Origin of the sequence: Bradyrhizobium sp. McL0616, assembly GCF_049993385.1 — a bacterium.
Classification (GTDB): domain Bacteria; phylum Pseudomonadota; class Alphaproteobacteria; order Rhizobiales; family Xanthobacteraceae; genus Bradyrhizobium.
Window position 1 is genome coordinate 7,701,939 of sequence record NZ_CP188255.1, and the last position, 23,735, is coordinate 7,725,673.

Annotated in this window: 31 protein-coding genes; 14 read left to right on the plus strand and 17 right to left on the minus strand. The window is 64.9% G+C overall.

From position 1 onward, the window contains the following. The first annotated feature begins 69 nt into the window (after positions 1–69). Positions 70–1,011, plus strand: coding sequence for an aldo/keto reductase (locus tag ACPPVR_RS37120; RefSeq protein WP_426611444.1), 942 nt, complete (start codon positions 70–72; stop codon positions 1,009–1,011). Between the two features lie 18 nt (positions 1,012–1,029). On the opposite strand, the gene ACPPVR_RS37125 is transcribed toward ACPPVR_RS37120, so the two are convergent. The 3 genes from ACPPVR_RS37125 to ACPPVR_RS37135 form a co-directional block, all read right to left on the minus strand. Next, entirely contained in the window at positions 1,030–1,353 is a 324-nt protein-coding gene (locus tag ACPPVR_RS37125; RefSeq protein WP_426611445.1) for an antibiotic biosynthesis monooxygenase family protein, read from the minus strand. Positions 1,354–1,431: 78 nt separating this feature from the next. Continuing rightward, a complete protein-coding gene (locus ACPPVR_RS37130; protein ID WP_426611446.1) occupies positions 1,432–2,649 on the minus strand; it encodes a DUF1501 domain-containing protein in 1,218 nt (405 codons plus the stop codon). Positions 2,650–2,651: 2 nt separating this feature from the next. Next, positions 2,652–4,223 (minus strand): DUF1800 domain-containing protein, encoded by a 1,572-nt coding sequence (locus tag ACPPVR_RS37135; RefSeq protein WP_426611447.1) that lies wholly within the window; start codon positions 4,221–4,223, stop codon positions 2,652–2,654. Positions 4,224–4,338: 115 nt separating this feature from the next. Here ACPPVR_RS37135 and ACPPVR_RS37140 point away from each other — a divergent pair, with 115 nt between their 5' ends. Further along, a complete protein-coding gene (locus ACPPVR_RS37140; protein ID WP_426611448.1) occupies positions 4,339–4,578 on the plus strand; it encodes a cysteine-rich CWC family protein in 240 nt (79 codons plus the stop codon). A 105-nt stretch (positions 4,579–4,683) separates the two neighbouring features. Here ACPPVR_RS37140 and ACPPVR_RS37145 read toward each other — a convergent pair whose 3' ends face one another. The 4 genes from ACPPVR_RS37145 to ACPPVR_RS37160 all read right to left on the minus strand — a co-directional run bounded on the left by ACPPVR_RS37145 (position 4,684) and on the right by ACPPVR_RS37160 (position 7,313). After that, entirely contained in the window at positions 4,684–5,382 is a 699-nt protein-coding gene (locus ACPPVR_RS37145) for a glutathione S-transferase family protein (RefSeq protein WP_426611449.1), read from the minus strand. Positions 5,383–5,488: 106 nt separating this feature from the next. Further along, on the minus strand, positions 5,489–6,196 hold the full coding sequence (locus ACPPVR_RS37150; RefSeq protein WP_426611450.1) for a glutathione S-transferase N-terminal domain-containing protein: 708 nt from the start codon (positions 6,194–6,196) through the stop codon (positions 5,489–5,491). Between the two features lie 110 nt (positions 6,197–6,306). Next, positions 6,307–6,537: a hypothetical protein gene (locus tag ACPPVR_RS37155; protein WP_426611451.1), complete on the minus strand. Its 231-nt coding sequence runs from the start codon at positions 6,535–6,537 to the stop codon at positions 6,307–6,309. After that, the gene (locus ACPPVR_RS37160) at positions 6,534–7,313 is read right to left on the minus strand and encodes a TSUP family transporter (RefSeq protein WP_426611452.1); all 780 of its coding nucleotides are present in this window, start codon (positions 7,311–7,313) and stop codon (positions 6,534–6,536) included. The genes ACPPVR_RS37155 and ACPPVR_RS37160 overlap by 4 nt, the downstream gene beginning before the upstream one ends. Positions 7,314–7,583: 270 nt before the next feature. Between ACPPVR_RS37160 and ACPPVR_RS37165 the strand changes: the two genes are divergently transcribed. The 4 genes from ACPPVR_RS37165 to uvrB all read left to right on the plus strand — a co-directional run bounded on the left by ACPPVR_RS37165 (position 7,584) and on the right by uvrB (position 12,185). Further along, positions 7,584–8,501 carry a LysR substrate-binding domain-containing protein gene (locus ACPPVR_RS37165; RefSeq protein ID WP_426611453.1) on the plus strand — a complete coding sequence of 306 codons (918 nt, stop codon included), beginning with the start codon at positions 7,584–7,586 and terminating at the stop codon, positions 8,499–8,501. A 122-nt stretch (positions 8,502–8,623) separates the two neighbouring features. Beyond that, the gene (locus ACPPVR_RS37170; RefSeq protein ID WP_027534256.1) at positions 8,624–8,851 is read left to right on the plus strand and encodes a hypothetical protein; all 228 of its coding nucleotides are present in this window, start codon (positions 8,624–8,626) and stop codon (positions 8,849–8,851) included. 55 nt (positions 8,852–8,906) lie between these two features. Beyond that, positions 8,907–9,137, plus strand: coding sequence for a hypothetical protein (locus tag ACPPVR_RS37175; RefSeq protein WP_426611454.1), 231 nt, complete (start codon positions 8,907–8,909; stop codon positions 9,135–9,137). A 93-nt stretch (positions 9,138–9,230) separates the two neighbouring features. Next, entirely contained in the window at positions 9,231–12,185 is a 2,955-nt protein-coding gene (gene uvrB, locus ACPPVR_RS37180; RefSeq protein ID WP_426611455.1) for an excinuclease ABC subunit UvrB, read from the plus strand. Between the two features lie 82 nt (positions 12,186–12,267). On the opposite strand, the gene ACPPVR_RS37185 is transcribed toward uvrB, so the two are convergent. The 3 genes from ACPPVR_RS37185 to ACPPVR_RS37195 all read right to left on the minus strand — a co-directional run bounded on the left by ACPPVR_RS37185 (position 12,268) and on the right by ACPPVR_RS37195 (position 13,528). Then, positions 12,268–12,633, minus strand: coding sequence for a hypothetical protein (locus ACPPVR_RS37185; RefSeq protein ID WP_426611456.1), 366 nt, complete (start codon positions 12,631–12,633; stop codon positions 12,268–12,270). A gap of 7 nt (positions 12,634–12,640) precedes the next feature. Beyond that, positions 12,641–13,030: a hypothetical protein gene (locus tag ACPPVR_RS37190; protein WP_426611457.1), complete on the minus strand. Its 390-nt coding sequence runs from the start codon at positions 13,028–13,030 to the stop codon at positions 12,641–12,643. 252 nt (positions 13,031–13,282) lie between these two features. Further along, positions 13,283–13,528 (minus strand): hypothetical protein, encoded by a 246-nt coding sequence (locus ACPPVR_RS37195; protein ID WP_426611458.1) that lies wholly within the window; start codon positions 13,526–13,528, stop codon positions 13,283–13,285. A gap of 284 nt (positions 13,529–13,812) precedes the next feature. On the opposite strand from ACPPVR_RS37195, the gene ACPPVR_RS37200 reads away from it, so the two are divergent. From ACPPVR_RS37200 to ACPPVR_RS37220, 5 genes are all read left to right on the plus strand, one after another. Continuing rightward, positions 13,813–14,265 carry a nuclear transport factor 2 family protein gene (locus tag ACPPVR_RS37200; RefSeq protein ID WP_426611459.1) on the plus strand — a complete coding sequence of 151 codons (453 nt, stop codon included), beginning with the start codon at positions 13,813–13,815 and terminating at the stop codon, positions 14,263–14,265. A gap of 266 nt (positions 14,266–14,531) precedes the next feature. Continuing rightward, positions 14,532–14,972 (plus strand): nuclear transport factor 2 family protein, encoded by a 441-nt coding sequence (locus tag ACPPVR_RS37205; RefSeq protein WP_426611460.1) that lies wholly within the window; start codon positions 14,532–14,534, stop codon positions 14,970–14,972. A gap of 277 nt (positions 14,973–15,249) precedes the next feature. Continuing rightward, positions 15,250–16,167 (plus strand): hypothetical protein, encoded by a 918-nt coding sequence (locus tag ACPPVR_RS37210; RefSeq protein ID WP_426611461.1) that lies wholly within the window; start codon positions 15,250–15,252, stop codon positions 16,165–16,167. Positions 16,168–16,338: 171 nt separating this feature from the next. Then, positions 16,339–16,761, plus strand: a complete 423-nt coding sequence (locus tag ACPPVR_RS37215; protein ID WP_426611462.1) for a hypothetical protein — start codon at positions 16,339–16,341, stop codon at positions 16,759–16,761. A gap of 158 nt (positions 16,762–16,919) precedes the next feature. Then, positions 16,920–17,057 carry a hypothetical protein gene (locus ACPPVR_RS37220; protein ID WP_014492018.1) on the plus strand — a complete coding sequence of 46 codons (138 nt, stop codon included), beginning with the start codon at positions 16,920–16,922 and terminating at the stop codon, positions 17,055–17,057. Between the two features lie 41 nt (positions 17,058–17,098). Here the strand turns inward: ACPPVR_RS37220 and ACPPVR_RS37225 are convergent, their stop codons facing one another. From ACPPVR_RS37225 to ACPPVR_RS37235, 3 genes are all read right to left on the minus strand, one after another. Further along, the gene (locus tag ACPPVR_RS37225; RefSeq protein WP_045003736.1) at positions 17,099–17,245 is read right to left on the minus strand and encodes a hypothetical protein; all 147 of its coding nucleotides are present in this window, start codon (positions 17,243–17,245) and stop codon (positions 17,099–17,101) included. Positions 17,246–17,440: 195 nt separating this feature from the next. Then, a complete protein-coding gene (locus ACPPVR_RS37230; RefSeq protein WP_426611463.1) occupies positions 17,441–17,923 on the minus strand; it encodes a MaoC family dehydratase in 483 nt (160 codons plus the stop codon). Next, entirely contained in the window at positions 17,923–18,375 is a 453-nt protein-coding gene (locus ACPPVR_RS37235) for a MaoC family dehydratase (RefSeq protein ID WP_426611464.1), read from the minus strand. The genes ACPPVR_RS37230 and ACPPVR_RS37235 overlap by 1 nt, the downstream gene beginning before the upstream one ends. Positions 18,376–18,535: 160 nt before the next feature. Here ACPPVR_RS37235 and ACPPVR_RS37240 point away from each other — a divergent pair, with 160 nt between their 5' ends. Beyond that, positions 18,536–18,832, plus strand: coding sequence for a DUF4282 domain-containing protein (locus ACPPVR_RS37240; protein ID WP_426611465.1), 297 nt, complete (start codon positions 18,536–18,538; stop codon positions 18,830–18,832). A 116-nt stretch (positions 18,833–18,948) separates the two neighbouring features. On the opposite strand, the gene ychF is transcribed toward ACPPVR_RS37240, so the two are convergent. The 4 genes from ychF to ACPPVR_RS37260 form a co-directional block, all read right to left on the minus strand. Next, positions 18,949–20,046, minus strand: coding sequence for a redox-regulated ATPase YchF (gene ychF / locus ACPPVR_RS37245; RefSeq protein WP_426611466.1), 1,098 nt, complete (start codon positions 20,044–20,046; stop codon positions 18,949–18,951). Between the two features lie 45 nt (positions 20,047–20,091). Next, a complete protein-coding gene (pth, locus tag ACPPVR_RS37250) occupies positions 20,092–20,697 on the minus strand; it encodes an aminoacyl-tRNA hydrolase (RefSeq protein WP_426611467.1) in 606 nt (201 codons plus the stop codon). Between the two features lie 58 nt (positions 20,698–20,755). Continuing rightward, on the minus strand, positions 20,756–21,511 hold the full coding sequence (locus ACPPVR_RS37255) for a 50S ribosomal protein L25/general stress protein Ctc (protein WP_426611468.1): 756 nt from the start codon (positions 21,509–21,511) through the stop codon (positions 20,756–20,758). 192 nt (positions 21,512–21,703) lie between these two features. Next, positions 21,704–21,955 carry an accessory factor UbiK family protein gene (locus ACPPVR_RS37260; RefSeq protein ID WP_128953911.1) on the minus strand — a complete coding sequence of 84 codons (252 nt, stop codon included), beginning with the start codon at positions 21,953–21,955 and terminating at the stop codon, positions 21,704–21,706. A 172-nt stretch (positions 21,956–22,127) separates the two neighbouring features. Between ACPPVR_RS37260 and ACPPVR_RS37265 the strand changes: the two genes are divergently transcribed. Both ACPPVR_RS37265 and lgt read left to right on the plus strand, forming a co-directional pair. Further along, positions 22,128–22,859, plus strand: coding sequence for a dienelactone hydrolase family protein (locus ACPPVR_RS37265; protein ID WP_426611469.1), 732 nt, complete (start codon positions 22,128–22,130; stop codon positions 22,857–22,859). A 15-nt stretch (positions 22,860–22,874) separates the two neighbouring features. Then, positions 22,875–23,720 carry a prolipoprotein diacylglyceryl transferase gene (lgt, locus tag ACPPVR_RS37270; RefSeq protein WP_426611470.1) on the plus strand — a complete coding sequence of 282 codons (846 nt, stop codon included), beginning with the start codon at positions 22,875–22,877 and terminating at the stop codon, positions 23,718–23,720. Positions 23,721–23,735 lie beyond the last annotated feature (15 nt).

The following is a 23,735-nucleotide window of genomic DNA, read 5'->3' on the forward strand; positions in this document are numbered from 1 at the left end:
GTGGACTGCTTGCCGGTGCGGCGCACGGCGGTCACAATGGGCCCCTGCTTTCTCCTGACAGGATCTCCCATGGAAATTCGTAATCTCGGCGGCTCCGGCCTGCGCGTCTCTGCCGTCGGGCTCGGCTGCAACAATTTCGGCCAGCGCACCGATCTGGAGACCTCGCGCAAGGTGATCCACCGCGCGATCGATCTCGGCATCACGCTGTTCGACACCGCCGACATCTATGCAGGGATGGGCGGCTCGGAGACGGTGCTCGGCGCCGTGCTCGGCGATCGCCGCAAGGACATCGTGCTCGCCACCAAATATTCAAAGCCGATGGCGAGCGACGGCACCAAGCAGGGCGCCTCGCGCGGCTACATCATGAACGCGGTCGAGGCCAGCCTGACGCGGCTCAAGACCGACTACATCGATCTCTACCAGCAGCACGATTACGACCCGCTGACGCCGATGGAAGAGACGCTGCGGGCGCTCGACGATCTCGTTCGCCAGGGCAAGATCCGCTACATCGGCCATTCCAACTTCCCGGCCTGGCGCATCGCGGAGGCCGAGTTCACCGCGCGTGCGATGAACGTCAGCCGCTTCGTCTCGGCCCAGGACGAATACAGCCTGGTGGTGCGCGACATCGAGAAGGATATGCTGCCCGCAGCGCAGGAGTACAAGCTCGGCCTGCTTCCGTTCTTCCCGCTCGCGAGCGGACTGCTCACCGGCAAGTACCAGCGCGGCGCAGCCGCGCCTGCCGACACGCGCTTTGGCAAGGCGCCGGCGCTGCGCGACCGCTACGTCACGCCGCGAAACGAGGACATCGTCGAAAAGCTGCAAGGTTTTGCGAAAGCGCGCGGGCACTCGATGCTCGAGCTCGCCTTCTCATGGCTCGCCGCGCGTCCGCAAGTGTCGAGCGTGATCGCCGGCGCGACCCGCGTCGAGCAGATCGAGGAGAACGTCAAGGCGATCGCGTGGAAGCTCGGCGCGGAGGATCTCGCCGAGATCGACAAGATCACCAAAGGCTGACGTTAGCAGCGCGGCGCGTTATTTCGCGCCGCGTCCCACTGTCTGCATCACCTCGAAGCCTTCGAACTGGGGATGGCCGAGATACAGCGGCTTGTTGTCGCCGGCCCGCTGATGCGCCGCACGAAACGCCTCCGACTGGGTCCAGGCCTCGAACGCCGCGTGGTTGGCCCAGACGGTGTGCGAGGCATACAGCGTGTGATCCTCGAGCTCGGGCCCGCGCAGCAGATGGAATTCGACAAAGCCCGGCACCTTGTCCAGATGAGTGTCGCGCGACAACCAGACCTGCTCGAAGGCGGCCTCGGAGCCCTTGGTGACGCGGAAGCGGTTCATGGCGATGTACATGGGTGGTCTCTCCTGATGCTCCGCCGATCATGTCGTCATTCCGGGATGCGCCGCAAGGCGCGGGCCCGGAATGTCGGCTTACGCCACCAGCCCCTTCATCGGCCGTGCGCTGGCGCTATCCGGGAACACCGTCTCGGCCAGCACGCGATCGCTGAGGCCGAACTGGGATTGCAGCACACTCTTGATCACGGAGCGGAGGTCGGTGGTGGGCTTGAGGTCGCGGCCCTCAAAGAGGTTGGCTAGCTTGAGGCCGGGCCAGTCGGAGATAACGCGGCCGCCCTTCACCGCGCCGCCGGCGAGCAGCGCGATGGTGCCGGTGCCGTGGTCGGTGCCGTCGGTGCCGTTGATGCGCGCGGTGCGGCCGAATTCGGTGGCGACGACCACTACAGTTTCGCGCCAACGATCACCCAAGCCGCTCTCGAATTCGGCGAGCGCGCCGTCGAGCCCGCCGAGCAGGAACGCAAGACGCCCCACAGGGCCGCCTTCATTGGCGTGGGTGTCCCAGCCGTCGAATGCGAGTGCGGCGATGCGCGGGCCGTCGTCGGCCGCCATCAGCTTTGCGGCGCCGCGCGCCACCTGCCGCATCTGCGCGACCTGGTTGCCGGGCTTTGGCTTCATGTCGTCGCCGGATGCCGCCTTTTCGAGCTGGAGTCCCTGCGACAGCGCCGCAGCCAGCGTGGGATCGCGGTGGCGATAGAGCTCGACCAGCCGCATCGCGGTGTCGTCGTCGGCCTGCGGCAGCGCGACCGGCGCCCAGCCGACGGTCGGCGCATTGCCGCGCAGCACCAGCGGCGTGGTCGGACCGACCGCGAGCGCGCTCGACACGCGCTCGCCGCGCGGTAGCGCTTCCAGCGCACGGTTGAGCCAGCCGGACTGCACCCGGCCCGGGCCGGCATAGCCGCTTTCGAGCACGTCCTGGCCGTCGAAATGCGAACGGTCGCGATAGGGCGTGGCCACCGCATGAATCACCGCGGCGTGCGTCGCGCGATACATGCGCGCGAATTCAGGCATCGCCGGATGCAGCGCGAAGAATGAGTCGAGCATGATGGCGGGGTGCGCGCCATCCGACGTGAGCGCGATCGAACCGTGCAGGCCGGCGTAATCGGGATCGCCGACCGGCGCGACAGTCGAGAGCCCGTCGAGCGCACCGCGCAGGATCACCACGACCAGCCGCGGATCGCGCCCGTCCGCGGCGCGCGCGAATTTCGGCAAATACGCCCAGGCCGCGAAGGAGGCGCCGCCGAGCAGGAGGCCGCGGCGCGAGGTGAGGAGCCGGTTTTCGACGCAGTCGATCATCATCATCTCCTCTGCATTTCCGGCGACATCAACAGCAGCGCCAGCGCTTGCTGGCGCGATTCCGCACGCTCGATGGTTCGTCGTGTTTCGACCGAGGCCGCATCGGCTGCGGCGAATTCCAGCAGGTCGTGCGGATCGATATTGTTGCCGAGCCGCGCGCCCATCTGCGAGGCGATGTCGAGCCGGAGCTTCATGCCCTCGGGCGCGGCCCACGCCGCGCTGGTGTCGGGAAAACCATTCGGCCCAGCCGGTGTCCACAGCGGTTGGCCGAGCAGATTCAGATTGTTGAGAGTGCCGCCGGGATCCTCCGGCACGCGCGCGAGCAGCCGCCCGCTCGCGATCACGAAATCATAGGGCGAACGCATTTTTGTCAGCGGCGCTTGCCAGGCTTCGTCGGAATCGACCAGCGCCGTTGCGAGCGCCTTGAGATCGCCGTCGGTCTTGATGAAGACGTCGCGCAAACGCGCAACCAAAGCCGGCGGCGGATCGTCGGCAACGAAATGACGGACGAATTTGGTGGCGACGAAATTCGCCGTCGAGGGATGGCGCGCGATGTCGGCGAGCGCGGCCTCGCCCTGTGATAGCCCCGTCGCCTCATAGGTCTTGCCGAGCAGCATTTGCGGCCCCGGCTGGTGCGCATTGGTGTTGAACACGAAGGAGCCGGGCACCCCGAGCTGGCCCTGCCGGCCTGCAAAGGTCCAGCCGGTGATGATGCGCGCGAGCGAGGTGACGTCTTCCTGGGTGTAGCCGCCGCCGACGCCGAGCGTATGCAGCTCCATGATCTCGCGCGCGAGATTTTCGTTGAGCCCGCGCTTGCGGTTTTGCCCGGCGCGCGAGTCCGGTCCGAGCGATTGCTGGTTGTCGAGAAAGAACAGCATTGCCGGATGCTGCTCGACGGCCTTCAGCATGTCGGCGAAGCGCCCGAGCACGTGCGGGCGGATCGCCTCGCGCTCGAATGCACCGGCCCACATCCGCGCCAGCTCGCCCTTACTCGCGGAGATGCAGAAATGATTCGACCAGAACACGACGAGCCGCTCGGTGAAGCCGCAATCGACCAGCGTCGCGCGCTGCAGGCGTGCCAGCGCTTCCGCGCGATAGGTTTTCTGGATGACGTTGAGCGGCTGCGGCGACGGCTTGGCGGCAGGCGGTACGGCGGCACTCGGCTGCATCGTGTCCGGCTTCATCGCATTATCGGCCGACTTGCTGTCGGCAGGTTTGGCCTCGGCCATCTGGCCGGCGGCGATCTCGGTCGCGACCGTGTTCAGCGAGAGATTGCGGCGCAGCTTCTGATCGGCCGGCGCCTGCGGCGGCGATTCAGGCGGCGTGCCGGCCTTGGCAGCAGCCTCGCGCGCCTGCTTGACCTGGTCCTGATAGGCGAACACGGCCTGCCCAAGCTGCGGCGTCGATTGCAGGCCCGGGGCCTCCAGCAGCACGCCATAGGGGCGGGCCAGCTCCGCCTTGACGAAACCACGCGGATCGGAAGCCGCATTGATGAGATCGCCGGATGCCCCGCCACGGGCGCCGAAGCCGAATCGATTCAGCGCAACGAGGGCGGCTTGCGAATCGCGGGCCATCAATTTGTCCTCCGCGCGTTGCCAACCGCTTCCCTAAGTCTGTGCGCAGCGCTTAATATACCGCGGCGGGAGATGAACCCGACATGAAAATGACGGCCAGGCTTTTGCGCAAATCATGACAATTCCGAAAGAATTTCCATTGCCGGAACCGCGCCGCCTCGCCTGCTCCCGCTGCGGCACCGAATTCGGCTGCGACCTCTCGGGCGACTGCTGGTGCGCGGAGGAGACTGCAAGACTGCCGATGCCGGTAAAAGGCGAGGATTGCCTGTGCCGGGCGTGTTTGCGCGAGGCGGCGGCGGAGCGCGAGCACGCGCAACATATTCAGTGTCGTCCCGGCGCAGGCCGGGACCCATAACCCCAGGGAGAAGTTTGGCGAAGACCCGTCGTTCGATACTAATACCGATCACGACCGATGGATCACGCGGTATGGGTCCCGGCCTTCGCCGGGACGACGCGGGGGCTACACCGCAAACCCCGGCGACTTCCGAGCCATGCCGTCGAACGCATCCAGCAGCTTTTCCCGCCACGCATAAACCGGGTCATCCGCCTCCAGCAGCTTGAACGGGCTGACCACGCGCGACCATTGGAAGCCGCCGAACACGATGTAGTCGGCATAGTTCGGCGCGTCGCCGCCGATGAAGGGCTGCTTCTTCAACGTCTGGCGCATCACCTCGAGCGATTTGCGGAATGCGATCACGCCGGTATCGCGGCTCGCCATGATCTCTTCCAGCGGCTTGCCGCCAAAACGCGCCTCGCGCGATTTGCGGAAATAGGCGGCATCGACTTCGGCGAGATTTTTCGGGATGTCGGCGATGATCAGCGGAAAGATGCCGCCGACGATCGCGATGTCGCCCCAGGCATTGAGCATGCGCGCCATGGCGCGGCCGCCCTCGCCGCCGAACAGCGACGGGCGGTCCGGGAAATTATCTTCGAGATAGTTCGCGATCGCCCAGGAATCGACCACCGGCCTGTCATGATGCAGCAGCACCGGAACCTTCTCCGAGTCGTGCGGCGCGATCGCGCTCTTCTCGGTGAAGCGCCACGGCAGCGATTCCGCCGACAGCCCCTTGTGCGCAAGCGCCATCCGCGTCCGCCAGCAATACGGGCTGAAGGGGCGCGCGGCGTCGGTGCCGACGAGTTCGTAGAGTTTGAGCGACATGAATGGTGTTCCGTGATTGCGAGCGCGGCGAAGCAATCCGGTCTGCCGCCGCAGAGACATTCTGGATTGCTTCGCTTGCGCTCGCAATGTTGATGTGGAGAGAGCCCTACCGCACCACCGACGCGGTCTGCCCGAACAGGATCTTGCGCTCCTCGTCGGTGCGGATCGCGGGCTTGCCGAAGTTCGGATTGACCTCTTTCGCTAGCGCATACGCACGCTCGGTGGCGGGACGGGCGCGGATGGCCTCTAACCAGCGCTTCAGATGCGGGAAGTCGTCAATGTTCTGGCCCTGGTTGGCGTGGCCGACCACCCAGGGATAGGACGCCATGTCGGCGATCGAATACGCGCCGGCGACGAATTCGCGATCGGCGAGACGCTTGTTGAGCACACCATAGAGGCGGTTGGTCTCGTTGACGTAGCGATCGATCGCGTAGGGAATCTTCTCCTGCGCGTAGTTGCGAAAATGGTGGTTCTGGCCGGCCATCGGGCCGAGCCCGCCCATCTGCCAGAACGTCCACTGGATGACGTCGTAATGCGCGTAGAAATCGGTCGGGAGAAACTGGCCGGTCTTCTCGGCGAGATAAAGCAGGATCGCGCCGGACTCGAAAAGCGACAGCGGCTTGGTACCGCCCTTCGGTTCGTCGTCGACGATCGCGGGAATGCGGTTGTTGGGCGCGACGGCGAGAAACTCCGGTGTGAACTGCTCGCCTTTGCCGATGTTGACCGGGATGACCTTGTATTTGAGCCCGGTCTCTTCGAGGAACATCGTGACCTTGTGGCCGTTCGGCGTGGACCAATAATGCAGGTCGATCATGGCTGGATATCCCGGGCTGAAGAGTTGCGCTCGCAAGAACATGCGATTGCATGAACCTCGCGCCGAGCGCGGTTCAAGTCAATGGTTCCGGCAATGACGGCCGCGTGAAGTCAGCGCCCGTTTGCGCGCAGGAACTTCGCACCATCCTGCGTGACCGCGATGGTCAGCCCGATTCCGGGCCGCGTCTCGCGCGCGACAAGTCCACGATCGGCGGCGTCTTCCCAGATGGTGAGGCGCGGACACGAGGTCTTCCAGGTCGCGATCACCTCGGCATAGGCGCGCGGCTCGCGCGCAATCCATTCGACGAAATCCAGCACCAGTGGATCGGCGGTCTCGCTCATTGCAAACCTCCCTTGCCGAAGGCAGCCAGCACCGGGATACGAAGCAGGAGCCAGCCGCCATAGGCGATGTAATAGCAGGCGATGGTGGTGATCAGCTTGTTCGACCAGGCGATGAACTGCTGGTCGGTCATCGCTTCGAGCAGGCGCCGCGCCAGCGTCGTGCCGAGCATCGAGGCTGCGATCGCGACGCCCGCCAGCACCGGATCGAGCGTGGCGGCCTGGTCGATGACGCCGCCGAAATAGATCAGCTTGGTGAAGTGGCTGACGAGCTGGCACATCGCCTTGGTCGCGACCTTCTCGCGCCGGCCGAAGTCGCCGCCGAGGAAGAAAGTGTCGAGCAGCGGACCGGAGACGCCGGTCATCAGCATCAAGCCCATGCAGATCGTGCCATAGATGGTGCCCTGCCAGAGGCGGTCCGGATCGGGCTTGATGTTCGCCGGCAGCAGTCGCGCCATGAACGGCGTGATGCCGAGCAGCAGCAGCGCCATTGGCTTGTCCGGCACATAGCGCGTGAGCGACCAGGCTGCGAGCGCGATAGCGCATCCGACCAGATAGTTCGCGACCGGCCGCCAACGGATATGCGCCCGCCAGAGCAAGGCGCGCCAGCCGTTCGAGGCCATCTGTGTAATCGCATGCAGCACCATCGCGGTCGGCAGCGGCATCAGCGCGAGCAGCACGCCGATCAGGATCAGCCCGCCCGCCATGCCGAACAGCCCCGACAGGAACGCGGTGCCGACCATCAGCAATCCGAGGGCAGCGATCATGATAGGCGTCACGAGGGGTCTCCGGTGGGTAGCTGCGGCAAGTCAGGGACGCGACGCTGGTTCACTCCCTCGCCCCGCTTGCGGGGAGAGGGTGGGGTGAGGGGGAGTCTGCGCCGGGACGCTAGCAGTGAGACTCGCGGAGACTCCCCCTCACACGCCACGCTTCGCGCGTCGGCCTCTCCCCGCACGCGGGGAGAGGCGAAGGAGAAAGTGCCCCGCTTGCTCCCCTCGCGCAAACTGAGTTATCTTGCCCTGGCATCAGCTTTTCTGAGGGTCGGACATTTGCGGCGGCTGCTCTTTCTCAACGGCATCAAGGCATTCGAGGCGGCGGCGCGGACCGGCAGCTTTGCCGCGGCCGGGCTCGAGCTGAGCGTGTCGGCGGCCGCCGTCAGCCGCATGGTGCATCTCCTGGAAGAGCGGCTCGGCGTTGCGCTATTCGAGCGCAAGGCCAACAGGCTGTTGCTGACGCAGGCAGGGCGCGCCTATCAGAGCGGGCTGACGCCGATCTTCGATGCGCTGGCTAGCCTCACCGCGCAGGTGACCGCTCCCTCCAGCGTCCGCGTGCTCACCATCGGCGTCGGGCATACTTTTGCGATGCGCTGGCTGATCCCGCGGCTGTCGGAGTTTCGCAACGAGGAGCCCGACATCGAGGTGCGCTTCACCACCGGCGGCGCCGAAGTCTCATTCGGTGAGGACTGGAGCTGCGGCATCAAGCTCGGCACCGGCGACTGGCCCGGGCTGGTCGCCGAGCCACTGTTCGCCGGCGACCTCACCCCGGTCTGCGTGCCCCGGCTCGCCGCGAGCCTGAAGCGGCCGGCCGATCTCAAGGGCCCCAGCCTGATCCGCGTCACGCATTCCACCGAGGACTGGCCGATCTGGCTCAGGGCCGCAGGCGTCACCCGGATCAATGCACGCGGGCCGGAGTTCCAGTTCTACGGCCAGGCGCTCCAGGCCGCCGCCGACGGGCTCGGCATCGCCATGGGCATCCGACCCTATATCGACGACGATCTCGCCGCCGGCCGGCTGGTGGCGCCGTTCGACCTCTCGGTGCCCAAGGGCATGCGCTGGTACCTGCTCTATCGCAGTTTTCAGACCGAGCAGCGCGATTTTGCCGCCTTCCGCCGCTGGATCATGCGCGCGGCGGCCGAGCCCGCAGCTCGTCCCGTGCGCCGGATCGGGCGAACTACGGCGCGGAACTGACGGCGCGCGGCAAAAAAGCCGACCGCTTGTGAACGGCTTCACATATCCAAATCAGCAAATGTGGTCCCCTGACCCTCCAACAAGACCCTTACGCGACACTTCAAGACACTTGGGGACTACCAATGACGACCCTGTACGACGGCTTTGACATCGAATCCTTCGAAGCTGGCAAGGGACTGTGGCACGCCCGGATCCGGCGCGCCGATTTCAGCCCGGTTGCCATCGACGGCGTGCTGTTCCCGGCCATGGAGGTCGGCTTCGCCTGGCCCGATCCCGACGCCGCGATCGCCGATGCCAAGCACCACATCGATCGCTTCCGCCGGCGTGCCGACGACAGCGACGACGAATAAGCAACAGGATTTCAAACCGGCCAGGGACGGCGCGCCACAACAGGGGGAACCGGTCATGTCAGTCATCGACATCGAAGACGCACCGCGGCCGAGGATTTACGCGCGTACTGTGCTGTCGAAATGTCCGGAATGCGACGGCGATCTCACGGTGCTCCGCGTGATCGGCGGCCGCGCCGGATCCGAATACTGGACCATGCGCTGCACCGATTGCGGCGGGATCCATCTCGACATCCTCGAGCCGCGTTTGACGGTCGTGGACGGCGACGGGCCGCTGCCGGCGGCGTAATCGCCGAGGCTGCTGCCAACCTGCTGTCAGCAGCCTGAGCACGGACGGGCATTCGCCCTTTTCTGAGGGGCGGACTCGTCCCATATTCGGGGCATGGCGAAGAAACCTGCTCCCCCAAAATCTCCCAAATCCAAAGCCCCAAACTCAAAGGCGCATCGGCCTGACGTGCAGCCGATCGGGCCGGCGCTGGCCGAATTGCTCAATCCCGCGATCAATCGCGGCGATGCCGGACTTGGCTCGGGCACCGGCCTCCAGCCGCCGCCGGACAATTCGCGCGACCGGCGTTCCGGCGGCGAGGCCGCCGCGCATCGCGCACGCGCCTCGACGCCGAAGGACTTTCCGCAAGACACCACGCGACCGATGCCGCTGCGGCCCAATCCTCAGCCGGCGGGGGCGCGCGAGAGCGGCGGTTTCGACGAGGCGCCGCAGGCGAATTACGGCACCTCGGCCACGATCCCGACACTCGATCCGGAACTGGCTCGTCAGTTGGGAATGCCGACAGAGGAGGACGATGCCGAAGCGCTCGCGCGTCCGCCGCGCAACAAGATGGAGGCGCTCGGCGTCAAGGCGACGGCAGATGCGCTGGAATCGCTGATCCGCGAGGGCCGGCCCGAGTTCCGCAAGGACGACGGTAGCTTGCGGGTCTGGACGCCCCACCGGCCGCCGCGGCCGGAAAAGTCCGAAGGCGGCGTGCGCTTCGAGATCAAGTCGGAATACCAGCCGCGCGGCGACCAGCCGACCGCGATCGCCGAGCTGGTCGAAGGCATCCAGCGCAACGACCGCTCGCAAGTGCTGCTCGGCGTCACCGGCTCCGGCAAGACCTACACCATGGCCAAGGTGATCGAGGCGACGCAGCGCCCCGCCATCATCCTGGCGCCGAACAAGACGCTCGCAGCCCAGCTCTATGGCGAGTTCAAGAGCTTCTTCCCGGACAACGCGGTCGAATATTTCGTCTCGTATTACGACTACTACCAGCCGGAAGCCTATGTCCCCCGCACGGACACCTACATAGAAAAGGACTCGTCGATCAACGAGCAGATCGACCGCATGCGCCATTCGGCGACGCGCGCGCTGCTCGAACGCGACGACGTCATCATCGTGGCCTCGGTGTCCTGCATCTACGGTATCGGCTCGGTCGAGACCTATACCGCGATGACGTTCGCGCTGAAGAAGGGCGAGCGCATCGACCAGCGCCAGCTCATCGCCGACCTCGTCGCGCTCCAGTACAAGCGCACCCAGGCCGACTTTACCCGCGGCACCTTCCGGGTCCGTGGCGACGTCATCGACATCTTTCCGGCGCACTATGAAGACCGTGCCTGGCGCGTGAATTTGTTCGGCGACACCGTCGAGAACATCGAAGAATTCGATCCGCTCACCGGCCACAAGCAGGATGAGCTCGAATTCATCAAGATCTACGCCAATTCGCACTATGTGACGCCGCGTCCGACGCTGGTGCAGGCGATCAAGTCGATCAAATCCGAATTGAAGATGCGGCTCGACCAGCTCCACGACCAGGGCCGCCTGCTGGAAGCGCAGCGGCTGGAGCAGCGCACCACCTTCGACCTCGAGATGATGGAGGCGACGGGAAGCTGTGCCGGCATCGAGAACTATTCGCGCTATCTCACCGGGCGCCTGCCCGGCGAGCCACCGCCGACGCTGTTCGAATACGTGCCCGACAACGCGCTGGTGTTCGCCGACGAGAGCCACGTCACTGTCCCTCAGATCGGCGCCATGTTCAAAGGCGACTTCCGCCGCAAGGCGACGCTGGCCGAATACGGCTTCCGCCTGCCCTCCTGCATGGACAACCGCCCGCTACGTTTCGAGGAGTGGGACATGATGCGGCCGCAGACGGTCGCGGTGTCGGCGACGCCGAGCGGCTGGGAGCTGAACGAAAGCGGCGGCGTGTTCGTCGAGCAGGTGATCCGCCCGACCGGCTTGATCGATCCGCCCGTCAACATCCGTCCCGCCCGCACCCAGGTCGACGATCTCGTCGGCGAGGTCCGCGCCACCGCGCAGGCCGGCTATCGCTCGCTGGTCACGGTGCTGACCAAGCGCATGGCCGAAGACCTCACCGAATATCTGCATGAGCAGGGCATCCGCGTCCGCTACATGCACTCTGATATCGACACCATCGAGCGCATCGAGATCATCCGCGATCTTCGCTTGGGCGCGTTCGACGCGCTGGTCGGCATCAACCTGCTCCGCGAAGGCCTCGACATTCCCGAATGCGCGCTGGTCGCGATCCTGGACGCCGACAAGGAAGGTTTTCTGCGCAGCGAGACCTCGCTGATCCAGACGATCGGCCGCGCCGCGCGCAATGTCGACGGCAAGGTGATCCTCTATGCCGACCAGGTGACGGGATCGATGGAGCGCGCCATCGCCGAAACCGACCGCCGCCGCGAGAAGCAGGTCGAGTACAACACGGCGCATGGCATCACGCCGGAGAGCATCAAGAAGTCGATCGGCGACATCATGAACAGCGTCTACGAGCGCGACCATGTGCTGGTCGAAATCGGCGGCCACGACATGACCGACGACGTCATCTCGATCGGCCACAATTTCGAGGCCGTGCTCGGCGATCTCGAAACGCGGATGCGCGAGGCCGCAGCCGACCTGAACTTCGAGGAAGCCGCGCGCCTGCGCGACGAAGTCAAGCGCCTGCGCGCCACCGAACTCGCCGTGGTCGACGACCCCACCGTCAAGCAGCGCACCGTGCAGGGAAAGGCCGGCGCCTATGCCGGCGCGAAAAAATACGGCGATGCCGCGAACCTGCCCGTCAGCGCCATGAAGAAAAAGACCGTGAGCTCGGCGCTGAAAGCGAGTGGCGGAGGTGGCGGCTCGAAGGTGCACAAGCCGCATCTCGACGAGATGCACGGCCCGGAATCGTTGCCCTATCGTGCGGATCGCGCGCTGCCGTCAAAGCCGTTCGGCGGCGAGAGCCGGATCATCCAGCCGACGGATTCGCGGCAGTCGAGACCGGAGTTCGGGCCGGCGCCGAAGTCGACGGGCGGGATGCCGGGGCATAGGGGTGGGTGGAAGAAGAGGTAGGGGAGCGTCGTACCATCCGCGCCATTCGCGGTCATGGATTCCGGGCTCGCCGCTTTGCGCGCCCCGGAATGACAAGTACCCCTCACCCTGCAATCGTCGCCAGCAGCGACAGCAGCAGCACCGAGGCCACGAGCTGCACCGACGTCGCCGGCTTCCCGCGCCAGCGGGCGATTTTTTCCGAGAAGGACAGGCTCGCGTCGAAGAACTGCGCCTCGTAGCCGTTCTTGAAGACTCTCGGGAATGCTGACACGACCGAGACGACGAAGATGCTGTAGAAGATTGACGCCGGCGCGATAGTGAAGACGGGACTGCTTCCGCGGTCATTCCCCAGAAGCTTCACCATCAGCGAAGCGGCGGCGAAGATCGGGAAGCCCTGAAGGATTGTGGTGAGCGCAAAGCCTTCGAGCCAGTTGAGCGGGCCGAATTTCGGCGCGGTGATTGAGGTCATGACGCCCTCATCCCACGCTCGCCGTCACCACGGCCAGCACCGACAGCAGCAGCACGATGGTCACGAGTTGGAGCGATGCGACGGGCTGGGTGCGCCATGCGGTGATCTTGTCGGCAAGCGACAGGGTGGGATCGAAGAAGCTCGGCTCGTAGAGGAGCCTGGAGAGCGCCGCCGGAATCACCGGCCCTAGCGTCACCGCGATCACTGCATGAACCAGCGAGGCCAAGGCGACGAAGATGGCGACGCCGGGGTCGCCGACGAGGTCGTGATTGCCGAACAGTTTGAGCAGCAGCGCGGCGGCGGCGAAGGTCGGAAAGCTCTGGAGGATCGCGGTCAGCGCAAAGCCTTCGAGCGCGTTGTGCAGGCGGGACTTTCTCGCGGCGGCGGTGACGGCCATGGCACGTCTCCCTGATGACATGCGGATGATGTTAGCCGCATCGGGAGACGGGTGATGTGAGATGGGTCACAAGTTGCTCTTCACCTCGCCCCGCTTGCGGGGAGAGGTCGAAATCCGCGCTTCGCGGATTTCGGGTGAGGGGGAGTCTCCGCGAATCCAACTGTCGCCGTCCCCGGGGAGACTCCCCCTCACCCCAACCCTCTCCCCGCAAGCGGGGCGAGGGAGCGCACCGCCGATGCGGTGACGGGCGCCTTACAGCTTGCCTTGCCCGTTCACCTGGCTCTGCTGTTGCTGCTGCTTGTCCTGCTGCTGTTCCTGTTCTTTGGCCTGGTGGCGACCGTAGAGGCAGCCGGCGGCGGCACCGAGCACGCCGTGATGGCCGGCATAGTGGCCGGCGACGCCGCCGACGACGGCGCCCTTGATGCAGCCCTTGGCGTTGGCGGCGGAGGTTGCGCCGAGCATGAGGAGCGCGGCGGCGATGGCGGCGAAGGATTTCATGGGTCGATGTCTCCGGATGAGGTGTTGCCGCCTCAACGAGCGCGGGTGGGTTCGGGTTCCACGCTCGCGGCACGTTGAAACGCGCCGGCTACACTGCGCGAGACGTCAAAGCCACGACTCCAATTCGCGCATGCGGATAGATGCGCAACCCGCCCTTGCATGGTGTGAACCCCGGTCCATCGCAACGTGACCAATCGCAGCATTGTCGGTGTTTCTGCGGATTGATGGATCCGCGAGCGGCGCGATAGCGTTGGCAATTCACGGCCAATAAGGGCGGGAGCAGTATGACGGTTGAATCGCTGAACAGGCAACGCGTGCTGCATCTGCTGGACACCTTCGCGCGCGGCGATCTCGAGGCCGCGCTGGCGTGCTGCACCGACGACGTCGACTTCCTCACCCACGCACCGATCGACGTGCTGCCGCATATGGGCCGGCGCCACGGCAAAGCGGAATTGCGTGCGCTCTGGCAGACGGTCTGGTCACGCTATTCGGAGATCCGCTACGAGGCGCCGCGCATCATCGCCGAGGGCGACGCGGTCGCGACCTATCTGCTTACCTATTTCAGGAAGCGCAGCAACGACCGCATCGTGCAGTTCGACATGGCGGTGTTCTACACTTTTCGCGACGGGCTGGTGTCGGAGATCCGCGAGATCATCGATTCCTACGATCTGGTGCAGCAGGTGCTGGAGCGGGAGATCGGTCCGCTGATCGTGGGAGTGCCGGTGGATGGCGGGTAACCCGTGCCGGCGCGATGCGCGACGGCACGATCGCAGTCGAGCGGGAACCCGCTACCGGACCAGCATGCGGCCGGGACCGGTAAAATACGGGGTTCTATTGTAAAATTCACAAAGTGCGCTCACTTGTGCATTGCAAAATCGTGATTTGCATTTTCGCAAATCGAGCCTATTTTGTTTGTACACTAATGAATTGAGCAGCCCTCCGGCACCTTACTGTGCATGGGGTTGTTTTTCGTTTTTTTGCATGCAGTCCCAGGACGTCCCAAATGACAGAGCACAGCCTCTGGCGTTTTTCGCGCGCGTTGCACCGTGCGATCAACGACCGGCATTTCGAGGATATCGAGGCCCTGATCGACGAGGACGTCGATTGGGCGGTCTACGGCCCGATCGACATGTTTCCGTTCCTGGGCGCGCGCCAGGGCAAGCTCGCTGTGCTCGACGTCATCCATCAGCTCGCCGACAACTTCCGCGTCCGCCGCTTCGACCGCGAGAGCATCATGCTGGGTGTCGATTCCGCCTCCTCGATGCTGCGCTATTCGCTCACCGCGCTGGATTCCGACAAGCCGATTAGCTTGCGGGTCGCGCAGTTCGCCCAGTTCAAAGCCGACCGGCTCGTCAACATGCGTGTGCTGATCGACACTTTCGACCTGGTCGAGCAGGCACTCGGCCGCGCCATTCATCTGCCGAAGATGACCAGCGTCGGCTGAGGGGGACACCAACGGGCCCCGCAATGCGGGACCGATGGATTGATGCTCCCCCGACGCGTCCTGGCCTCCAGCCCCGCCAGATGCCGTCGTGGAGAAGCTCGTCGTCGGGCGCGCGCCTTTCGCGCGGCCCGTTGGTTCGTTATTCTATTGTTTGAGCATGATCTTTTCGGAAAACCGCTGCACGCTTTTCCGGATCATGCTCTGGGCGAGGCGAACGCCACAATTTTGCAACGATAGTTCCGCATCCTTCGCGCGAACTGGGCTCGCGGGCAGGACGATGGAATTCTCGACAGGTTTTGGCTGGACCCGGCTGCCGCTGGCGGCTGCGTTCATTTTCGGCTCGGTCCTGACCGCCTCGGCGCAGATCATTCCGCCCTTCTCCCCTGCCCCCGCCGCGACCGCGCCTGACGAGGAGTCCGACGCCGCTGATGCCCCCGACGTCAACGACCCCGACGTGCTCAAGGGCATCGACGTCGACAAGCTCGACTGGGGACAGCTCGCCATCGACGCCGGCACGCTCAACGACATCATCGCCGCCAAGAAGCGCGCCCAGGCCGCGGCCAGGGACGGGATGGACTGGTCGTCCAACGCCAATGCCAACGGCTCCTCGGGGGTGAAGGTCAAGCAGTCGGTCTCCTCGTTCTGGGACACCCGCGTAGGCGCCGACATGACGGTGGCGAAAGAGCCGACCACGATGTCGGAGCTCTTGGCCCAGAAGGCCGCCAATGGCGGCAACCTGCCGCAATCCTCCGGCAGCGCCTGGGCGGCTGCGACCGCCCCGGGCGCGGGCCCCGTCTGGGACAAGACCGCGGTGGAAGGCCGCATCGATCCCGGCTCCGAGCAGAGCAAGATCGGCGCGTCGCTGACCAAGTCAGTGCCGCTGGCAGGCGACACGTCGCTGACGCTCCAGAACGGCTACAGCGTCAACCAGCAGGGCACCACCGCGCTCCCCGGGATAGCCGGCCGCACCACGCGCAATTACGAGACCGACCAGTCCGCCAAGGTCGAGATCACCGGCACCGGAACCAGCGTCACCGCCGGCCAGACGCTGTCGACCACCGACGACAAATGGCTGCGCAAGTTCGGCGCCGAGCAGAAGCTGTTCGACAACGTCACCGTCTCCGGCTCGGTCGGCGAGACCTCGCAAGGCGCGATCAACAAGAGGCTGACCGCGGGCTTCAAGAAGAGCTGGTGAATTTTCTTTAGACTCTCGTAACCAAACGCCACGGCAAAGCCCCCGAATGGTCCGCCCTTGCCGCATCTTTGCCCCGTTGCTGTCAAAATCCGACGCCCTGATGGGTTGGCCTGACACACATCGTCGTGCGGGGGACACTCGCGCTGCGTCAACGCGAACAGGGGAACAACGATGAACGCCACGCGTCCGGAAAAGACCGAAGCCACCGAGACCGAGACGGTCGACAACAACCTCGCCGCTGTGACGGAAGTCGAAGCCGGCATCCGCGATTTCGTCCGCAACGACATCGCCTATCTGCGCCGTCCGGCAGCAACGACCGCCGACGCACCGCCGCTCGACGCGACCGCGGAAGCCACCGTCACCAACGTCAACTCGCTGATCCAGCGCGTCGCCGGCACGTCGCTTGCCGAGATCGAGAATTTGATTTCGGAGCTCGAGAGCCTGCGCGACCTGCTCCATGCCGAAGGCCAGCGCGTCCAGCGCGAGATCTCCGGCTACGCCCAGCTCAGTCAGGCCGCGATGAAGTCGACCCGCATGATCGCCGACAACGTCACCCAGTGGAAACGCGCCGCCGACGGCCTGCGCAACAGCTGATCCCACACGTCTCGCATCACCGGCCGCCGCGTTCCGAAAAGGGCGCGGCGGTTTTGATTCCAGGGGTGAGTGCCCCGCCGTTGAACCCTCCGCCCATCCCCGGCGACCAATGCCAAGCGCTCACGGCCGCCTACGGCCGGGCCCGGGGACATTCATTTATGGAAAGCATTCGGCCCGATAACACGGACCCGATACCGCTGCGGCCGGCGCCGAACCAGTTCGGCACGATCATGCTGCGCTTTGTCGGATTGCTGGCTGTTGCGATTGCGGTGCTGGCGTTCGTCTATAGCCGCTGAGTGCGGAGGCCACTTCGCGGCCCCGCGGAGTTAACGATCTCTTAACGGCTCGCGTCGATCGTCGAGGCTTCCAGGGTGTAGCCGCCATCGGCATAGCCCTTCACCACCATGCCGGCGACCAGCATCACGGCCAGCGTGGCGGTAGCGAAGATAAATCCGACCAGCTTGAGTGCGCCGCGGTCTGCCATGGTGCTCGTCCCCTGTACTCTGCCCAGTTCAAATAGACAGCGACAGGTTCATAATTGGTTAGCAACTCGATGGTTCCGGCGGATGCTTCGCAGACCGGCCATCTCGAAAAGGCTTATGGCAGCAGCCCCGAATCGCGTCCATAGCCCGCGGGCAACACTCACGCGCTCTTTTCGGCTGTTCATCCTGGAACGGATCTAACCGCCCTTCCCGCGCATCGGCACGAAGGCGCTGGCGGTGATGGAATAGACCTCTTCGCCGCGCTGGTTGGTGCCGGTGGTGCGGGCGGTCAGAATGCCCCAGCCGGGACGCGAGCCGGAGGCGCGCTTGTCGACGACGACATTGGCGTAAGCGACGGTGTCGCCGGCGAGCACCGGCTTGATCCAGCGCAGGTCGCGGAAGCCCGGCGACGGCCCCCACACCGCGACTTCATCGCCGCGTGCAATCGCCTCCTTCGTCAGGCGCTGGCCGTCCGCGACAAGCAGACTCATGCAGGCCGAGCCGACATGCCAGCCGGACGCTGCGAGCCCGCCGAACAGCGAGTTCTTGCCTTCCTCCTCGTCGAGATGGAAGCGCTGCGGATCGAATTTCGCGGCGAAAGTCTTGATGGACTCTGCGGTGAAGGTATAAGCGCCGACCTCGCGGCGATGGCCGATCGCGATCTCCTCGAAGAACCACATCAGGCCGCTCCCTCGCGCCGCTCGATCAGGATCGGCGAGGTCATCTCGCACAGCGCCTCGCCCCTGGCGTTGCGCACGGTGCATTTGAACTTGACGATGCCGAGTTCGGGACGGCTCTTCGAGGCGCGCGCCTCCACGACATCGACGTCGAGCGTGAGGTCGTCGCCGGGCCGTAACGGAGACAGCCAGCGTACCTCATCGACGCCGGGCGAGCCGAGCGACGCGGCACGCGTGATGAAGCCATCGGCCATCATCCGCATCATCAGCGAGCAGAGGTGCCAGCCCGAGCCCGACAGGCCGCGCAGCATGCTCTTGGCTGCGGCCTCCTCGTCCAGATGCATCGGCTGCGGATCGAACTCGGCGGCAAAGGCCAGGATCTCGTCGCGGGTGACATGGCGCGGGCCGAACGTGCCGAACCGGCCGGGTGGGAAATCTTCGAAGGTCAGGGTCATCTTGGGAAAGCTTTGGAGGAAGGACAGATTGTGGCCGCACTTTGCGGCAATCTCAACCCGCCGGCCCGCATGGCTCGTGCTACATTCGGCGAGTCGGGCCGGACCAGCCTCATCGTCGGATTGACGCGGCCGGGAGGCGCGATTTGCCCGGGGGAAAGAGATGTTTTCATTCAGCGATCTGTTTCAATGGGACCGCTTCATCACGCCGACGATCATCAAGACCTTCTACTGGCTGGTGATCGGCGTAATCTGCCTATTCGGACTCTCCGGAATCTTTGCTGGTCTCCAGGTGATGGCGATCAGCCCGTTCGCCGGCTTCCTGGTGGTGCTGGAGTCGATCGCGGGTGTCGTCGTCGGCATCGTGTTCTCGCGCATCGCCGCGGAGCTGATCCTGATCATCTTCCGCATCAACGAGCATCTCGGCGCGATCCGGGACCAGGGCGGCGGGTTGCGGTAGATCGTCATTCCCGGGCGCGCGAAGCGCGAACCCGGAATCCATCGGGCCTCAGAGTGAATGGATGAATCGATTCCGGGTTCGCGCCAAGAGGCGCGCCCCGGAATGACAACGAGACCTTACGTATTAAACCGGAAATGCATCACGTCGCCGTCGGCGACGGTGTATTCCTTGCCTTCGAGGCGCAGCTTGCCGGCATCGCGGGCGCCGGCTTCGCCGTTGAGCGCGACGTAATCCTCATACGCAATCGTCTCGGCGCGGATAAAGCCCTTCTCGAAATCGGTGTGAATCACCCCGGCCGCACCCGGCGCCTTGGTGCCGCGGTAAATGGTCCAGGCGCGCGCTTCCTTCGGCCCCACCGTGAAATAGGTGATGAGGTCGAGCAGCGTGTAGCCGGCGCGGATCAAGCGATCGAGACCGGCCTCCTCCAGGCCCAGCGTCTCCAGGAAATCGGCGCGCTCGTCACGCGAGATCGTCGCAATCTCGGATTCGATTTTTGCAGAGATGACGACGGCGACCGCGCCCTCTTTCGCCGCCTGCTCTTCGACTGCCTTGGAGAATCCGTTGCCGGTAGCAGCCGAACCCTCTTCGACATTGCAGACGTAAAGCACGGGCTTTGACGACAGCAAGCCGAGCATCGAGAAAGCTCGCTCCTCCTCGGCCTTGCGCTCGACCAGGCGCGCGGGCTTGCCCTCGCGCAGCAGCACCAGCGTGCGGTTGACGAGGTCGAGCTGCTCCTTGGCGTCCTTGTCGTTGCCCTTGGCCTTCTTGGCGAGATTGTCGACGCGCTTCTCGAGGCTGTCGAGGTCGGCGAGCATCAGCTCGGTCTCGATGGTCTCGATGTCGGCGAGCGGGGCAATCTTGCCCTCGACATGGGTGATGTCGGAATCTTCAAAGCAGCGCACGACATGCGCGATGGCGTCGACCTCGCGGATGTTGGCGAGGAACTGGTTGCCGAGGCCTTCGCCCTTCGAGGCGCCGCGCACCAGGCCCGCGATGTCGACGAAGGTCAGCCGGGTCGGAATGATCTGCGCTGATTTCGCAATCGCCGACAGCTTGTCCAGCCGCGGATCGGGCACCGCGACCTCGCCGACATTCGGCTCGATGGTGCAGAACGGATAGTTCGCCGCTTGTGCGGCGGCCGTCTCGGTCAGCGCATTGAACAAGGTCGACTTGCCGACATTGGGCAACCCGACAATCCCGCATTTAAATCCCATGGTGTCCTCGTAGGGCAGTGCGCAGGGTGGGCTAGCAAACGCACCCTACTCTTTGCCGTTGTCGTCCTTGGTCAAAAATCCCTTCGCCTGCATGGCGAGATGCACCCTGTTGGCGAAGGTCGCGTCCGTGCCCTTGACGATCAGTGCGGCGTGTTCGGCCACCGCGTCGCAGAGCGTCGCCACCCAGTCGTTGTCGGCCTTGGCGAAGTCCGACAGCACATGGCCGTGCACCATCTCCTTGACGCCGGGATGACCGATGCCGAGCCGCACCCGGCGGTACTCGTTGCCGATATGGGCGGAGATCGAGCGCAGGCCGTTATGGCCGGCAATGCCGCCGCCGATCTTCACCCGCACCTTGCCCGGCGGCAGTTCGAGTTCGTCGTGGAACACGGTGACGTCACCGGGCGCGATCTTGAAGAAGCTTGCCGCCTCCTGAACGCTACGGCCCGAGTCGTTCATATAGGTCGTCGGCTTGAGCAGAATCACGCGCTCAGTGCCGAGCGCGCCCTCCGAGGTCTCGCCCTGAAAGCGACGGCGCCACGGTGCGAAACCATGACGCCGCGCGACCTCGTCCACGGCCATGAAGCCGATATTGTGCCGGTTACGTGCGTATTTCGCGCCGGGATTGCCGAGCCCAACAAACAGTCGCATGACGCGGCGCGCCCCTCGCTCGGCGCGCGATCAGAGATCGCGCGCCAGCTTTGAGAGATTACTTCTTTTTGTCGCCGCCGGCGGGAGCCTTGGCAGCCGGAGCCTTGGCCGCCGGAGCCTTGGCAGCCGCTGCCGGAGCAGCAGCACCCGCAGCAGGCGCGGCCGCGCCAGCCGCCGGAGCAGCCGCAGCGCCCGGAGCCGCACCACCAGCCGCAGCCGTAGCCGCCGCCTTCTGCTCTTCGGCGTAGCCGGAGGGCGGAACGATGGTGACGAGGGTCGCGTCCTCGCGGGTCAGCGCCTTCACGCCGGTCGGCAGCTTGATGTCCGACAGATGGAGCGAGTGACCGATTTCGAGCGAGCCGACATCGGCCTCGATGAACTGCGGGATGTTCTCGACGCCGCATTCGAGCTCGATCGCGTGCGCGACGATGTTGACGGCGCCGCCGCGCTTCACGCCGGGCGAGCCTTCCGCCTTCACCACGTGCAGGGGCACGCTGATGCGGATGGTGGCGCCTTCGCCGAGCCGCATGAAGTCGACATGGATCGGGAAGTCCTTGACCGGATCGAGGTGGAAGTCGCGCGGAATCACGCGGTGCTTCTTGCCGTCGAGGTCGATGTCGACCAGCGTGGTCAGGAACCGGCCGGCGAGGATGCGCTGGCGCAGTTCGCGATCATCAACCGAGATCGTGAGCGGGGGTTGCTTGTTGCCATAGATCACTCCGGGCACTTTCCCGGCGCGACGCTCAGCCCGGGCGGCCCCCTTGCCGCTGTTCGGACGTGCGGTCGCCTTCAATTCCTTGACGGTCGTCGCCATAACGTTAAGTCCTTGTTTTTGCAAAAGTTAATGGGCCGCAACGCGGCCCATGGTGCAGTTCGCAGCAAGCCTCCAGGGGTGCGGGGGCCACGAACTGGCGGGCTTTTAGCCGGAAGACGCGGAAATGACAAGGAGAATGGGCCGGCCGCAGGGGTTCCCTACCCTCCCCTGGAGGGGAGAGTAAGACGACCTCTACCCGCCGAGCTTGGCCTCCAGCGCCGCGATCCGCGCCTTCAGCGCCTCGTTTTCCTCACGCGCCAGGCGGGCCATGTCCTTGACCGCCTCGAACTCCTCGCGCTTGACCAGATCCATGTCGCGCAGGAATTTTTCGGCCTGGTTGCGCAGCACCGTGTCGAACTCGCGCTTGGCGCCCTGCGCGGCACCGGCGGCGTCGTTCATCAGGCGGCCGATCTCGTCGAAAAACCGGTTGGTGGTCTGGGTCATGTCGGTCTCCTGGCGGCTCTCGATAAACTTTGCGCGAGCGCTCCGAAACACAATGGCAATCCGGACCGGCCGGTTCAAGAGCCGAGCGGCGGTATCCTTGTCATGCCCCGGTTTCCTTGCAATCGTATTCAACGTCCCTGCATAACAAGAATCACAAAGCGGAACGCAAGACATGATCGAGCAGCAGATCGCAATTCCAACCAAAGACGGTCACACCGCAACCTTCATCGCTCATCCCGAGCGCGGCGGGCCGTTCCCGGTCATCCTGTTCTACATGGACGCGCCGGCGATCCGCGAAGAGCTGCGCGACATGGCGCGCCGGTTCGCGACATCCGGCTATTACGTGATGCTGCCGAACCTCTACTACCGCTCCGGCGCGATGGAGCTCGGCGCGCTGCCGGCCGATCCGAACGCGCCTGAGCGCAAGCGCATGTTCGCGCTGATGGCCTCGATCAACATTCCCATGATCATGGATGACACCAGGGCGCTGCTCACCTATGCCGAGGGCCAGACGGCCGCGAACACGAAGATCGTCGGCACCGTCGGCTATTGCATGAGCGGCCGCTACGCCGTGAACGCCGCCACGCATCTTGCCGATCGCGTCAAGGCCGCCGCCTCGATCTACGGAACGCATCTGGCAACCGACGAGGACAACAGCCCGCATCTCGCCGCCGGCAAAACCAAGGCCGAACTCTATTTCGCCTGCGCCGAGACCGACATCTACGCGCCCACGGAGATCATCGAGAAGGTAAAGCAAGGCATGAAGGGCGCCAACGCCGAGGTCGAGATCTACCCCGGCACCCATCACGGCTTCGCCTTCCCCAAACGCCCGGTCTATGACCGCGACGCGGCCGAGCGGCATTGGGAGCGGCTGCTCGCGCTCTATCGCCGCAACCTCGTCTAGCCCCTCGAAGGCGCGATGCCCTTTCTGCTGATCGACTTCCCATCCTTCAATCCGATCGCAGTCGCGATCGGACCGTTCGCGATCCGCTGGTACGCGCTCGCCTATATCGGCGGCATCGTGCTCGGCTGGCTCTATGCCCGCTCGCTCCTGAAGAAGGAGCGCCTGTGGGGCGGACCCGCGCCGATCTCGCTGCTCCAGATCGACGACTTCATCCTCTGGGTCACGCTCGGCATCATCCTGGGCGGCCGCGCCGGATACGTGCTGTTCTACAATCTGCCCTTCTTCATCGACCATCCCACCGCGATCTTCCGATTGTGGGAGGGCGGCATGTCGTTCCATGGCGGCTTCCTCGGCTGCGTCATCGCAGCGATCTTGTTTGCCCGCCGCAACGGCATCCCGATCCTGTCGCTCGGCGATGTTGCTCTTGCCGTCGGCCCGATCGGGCTATTCCTCGGGCGGATCGCCAATTTCATCAACGGCGAATTGTGGGGCCGCGCGACCGATCCGAGCCTGCCGTGGGCGATGATCTTCCCCAACGACCCAACCCACCTGCCGCGCCATCCGAGCCAGCTCTATGAGGCCGGGATGGAGGGTATTTTGCTCTTCGTGGTGCTCGCGGTGATGATCCGTCTCGGCGCTTTGAAGCGGCCCGGCATGGTCGTCGGTGCCTTTATCTTCATCTATGGCCTGACCCGGATCGTCGGCGAGCAATTCCGTGAACCTGACGCTCAGCTCGGATTCCTCTGGGGCGGATTAACCATGGGTATGCTGTTGTCGATCCCGATGCTTATCGTCGGCGGGATACTTATTGTAAGGGCAGTGCGGCGTGGTACGCCGAGGCCCATCGAGGCCATTCGTTAATTCACTTCGAGAAAG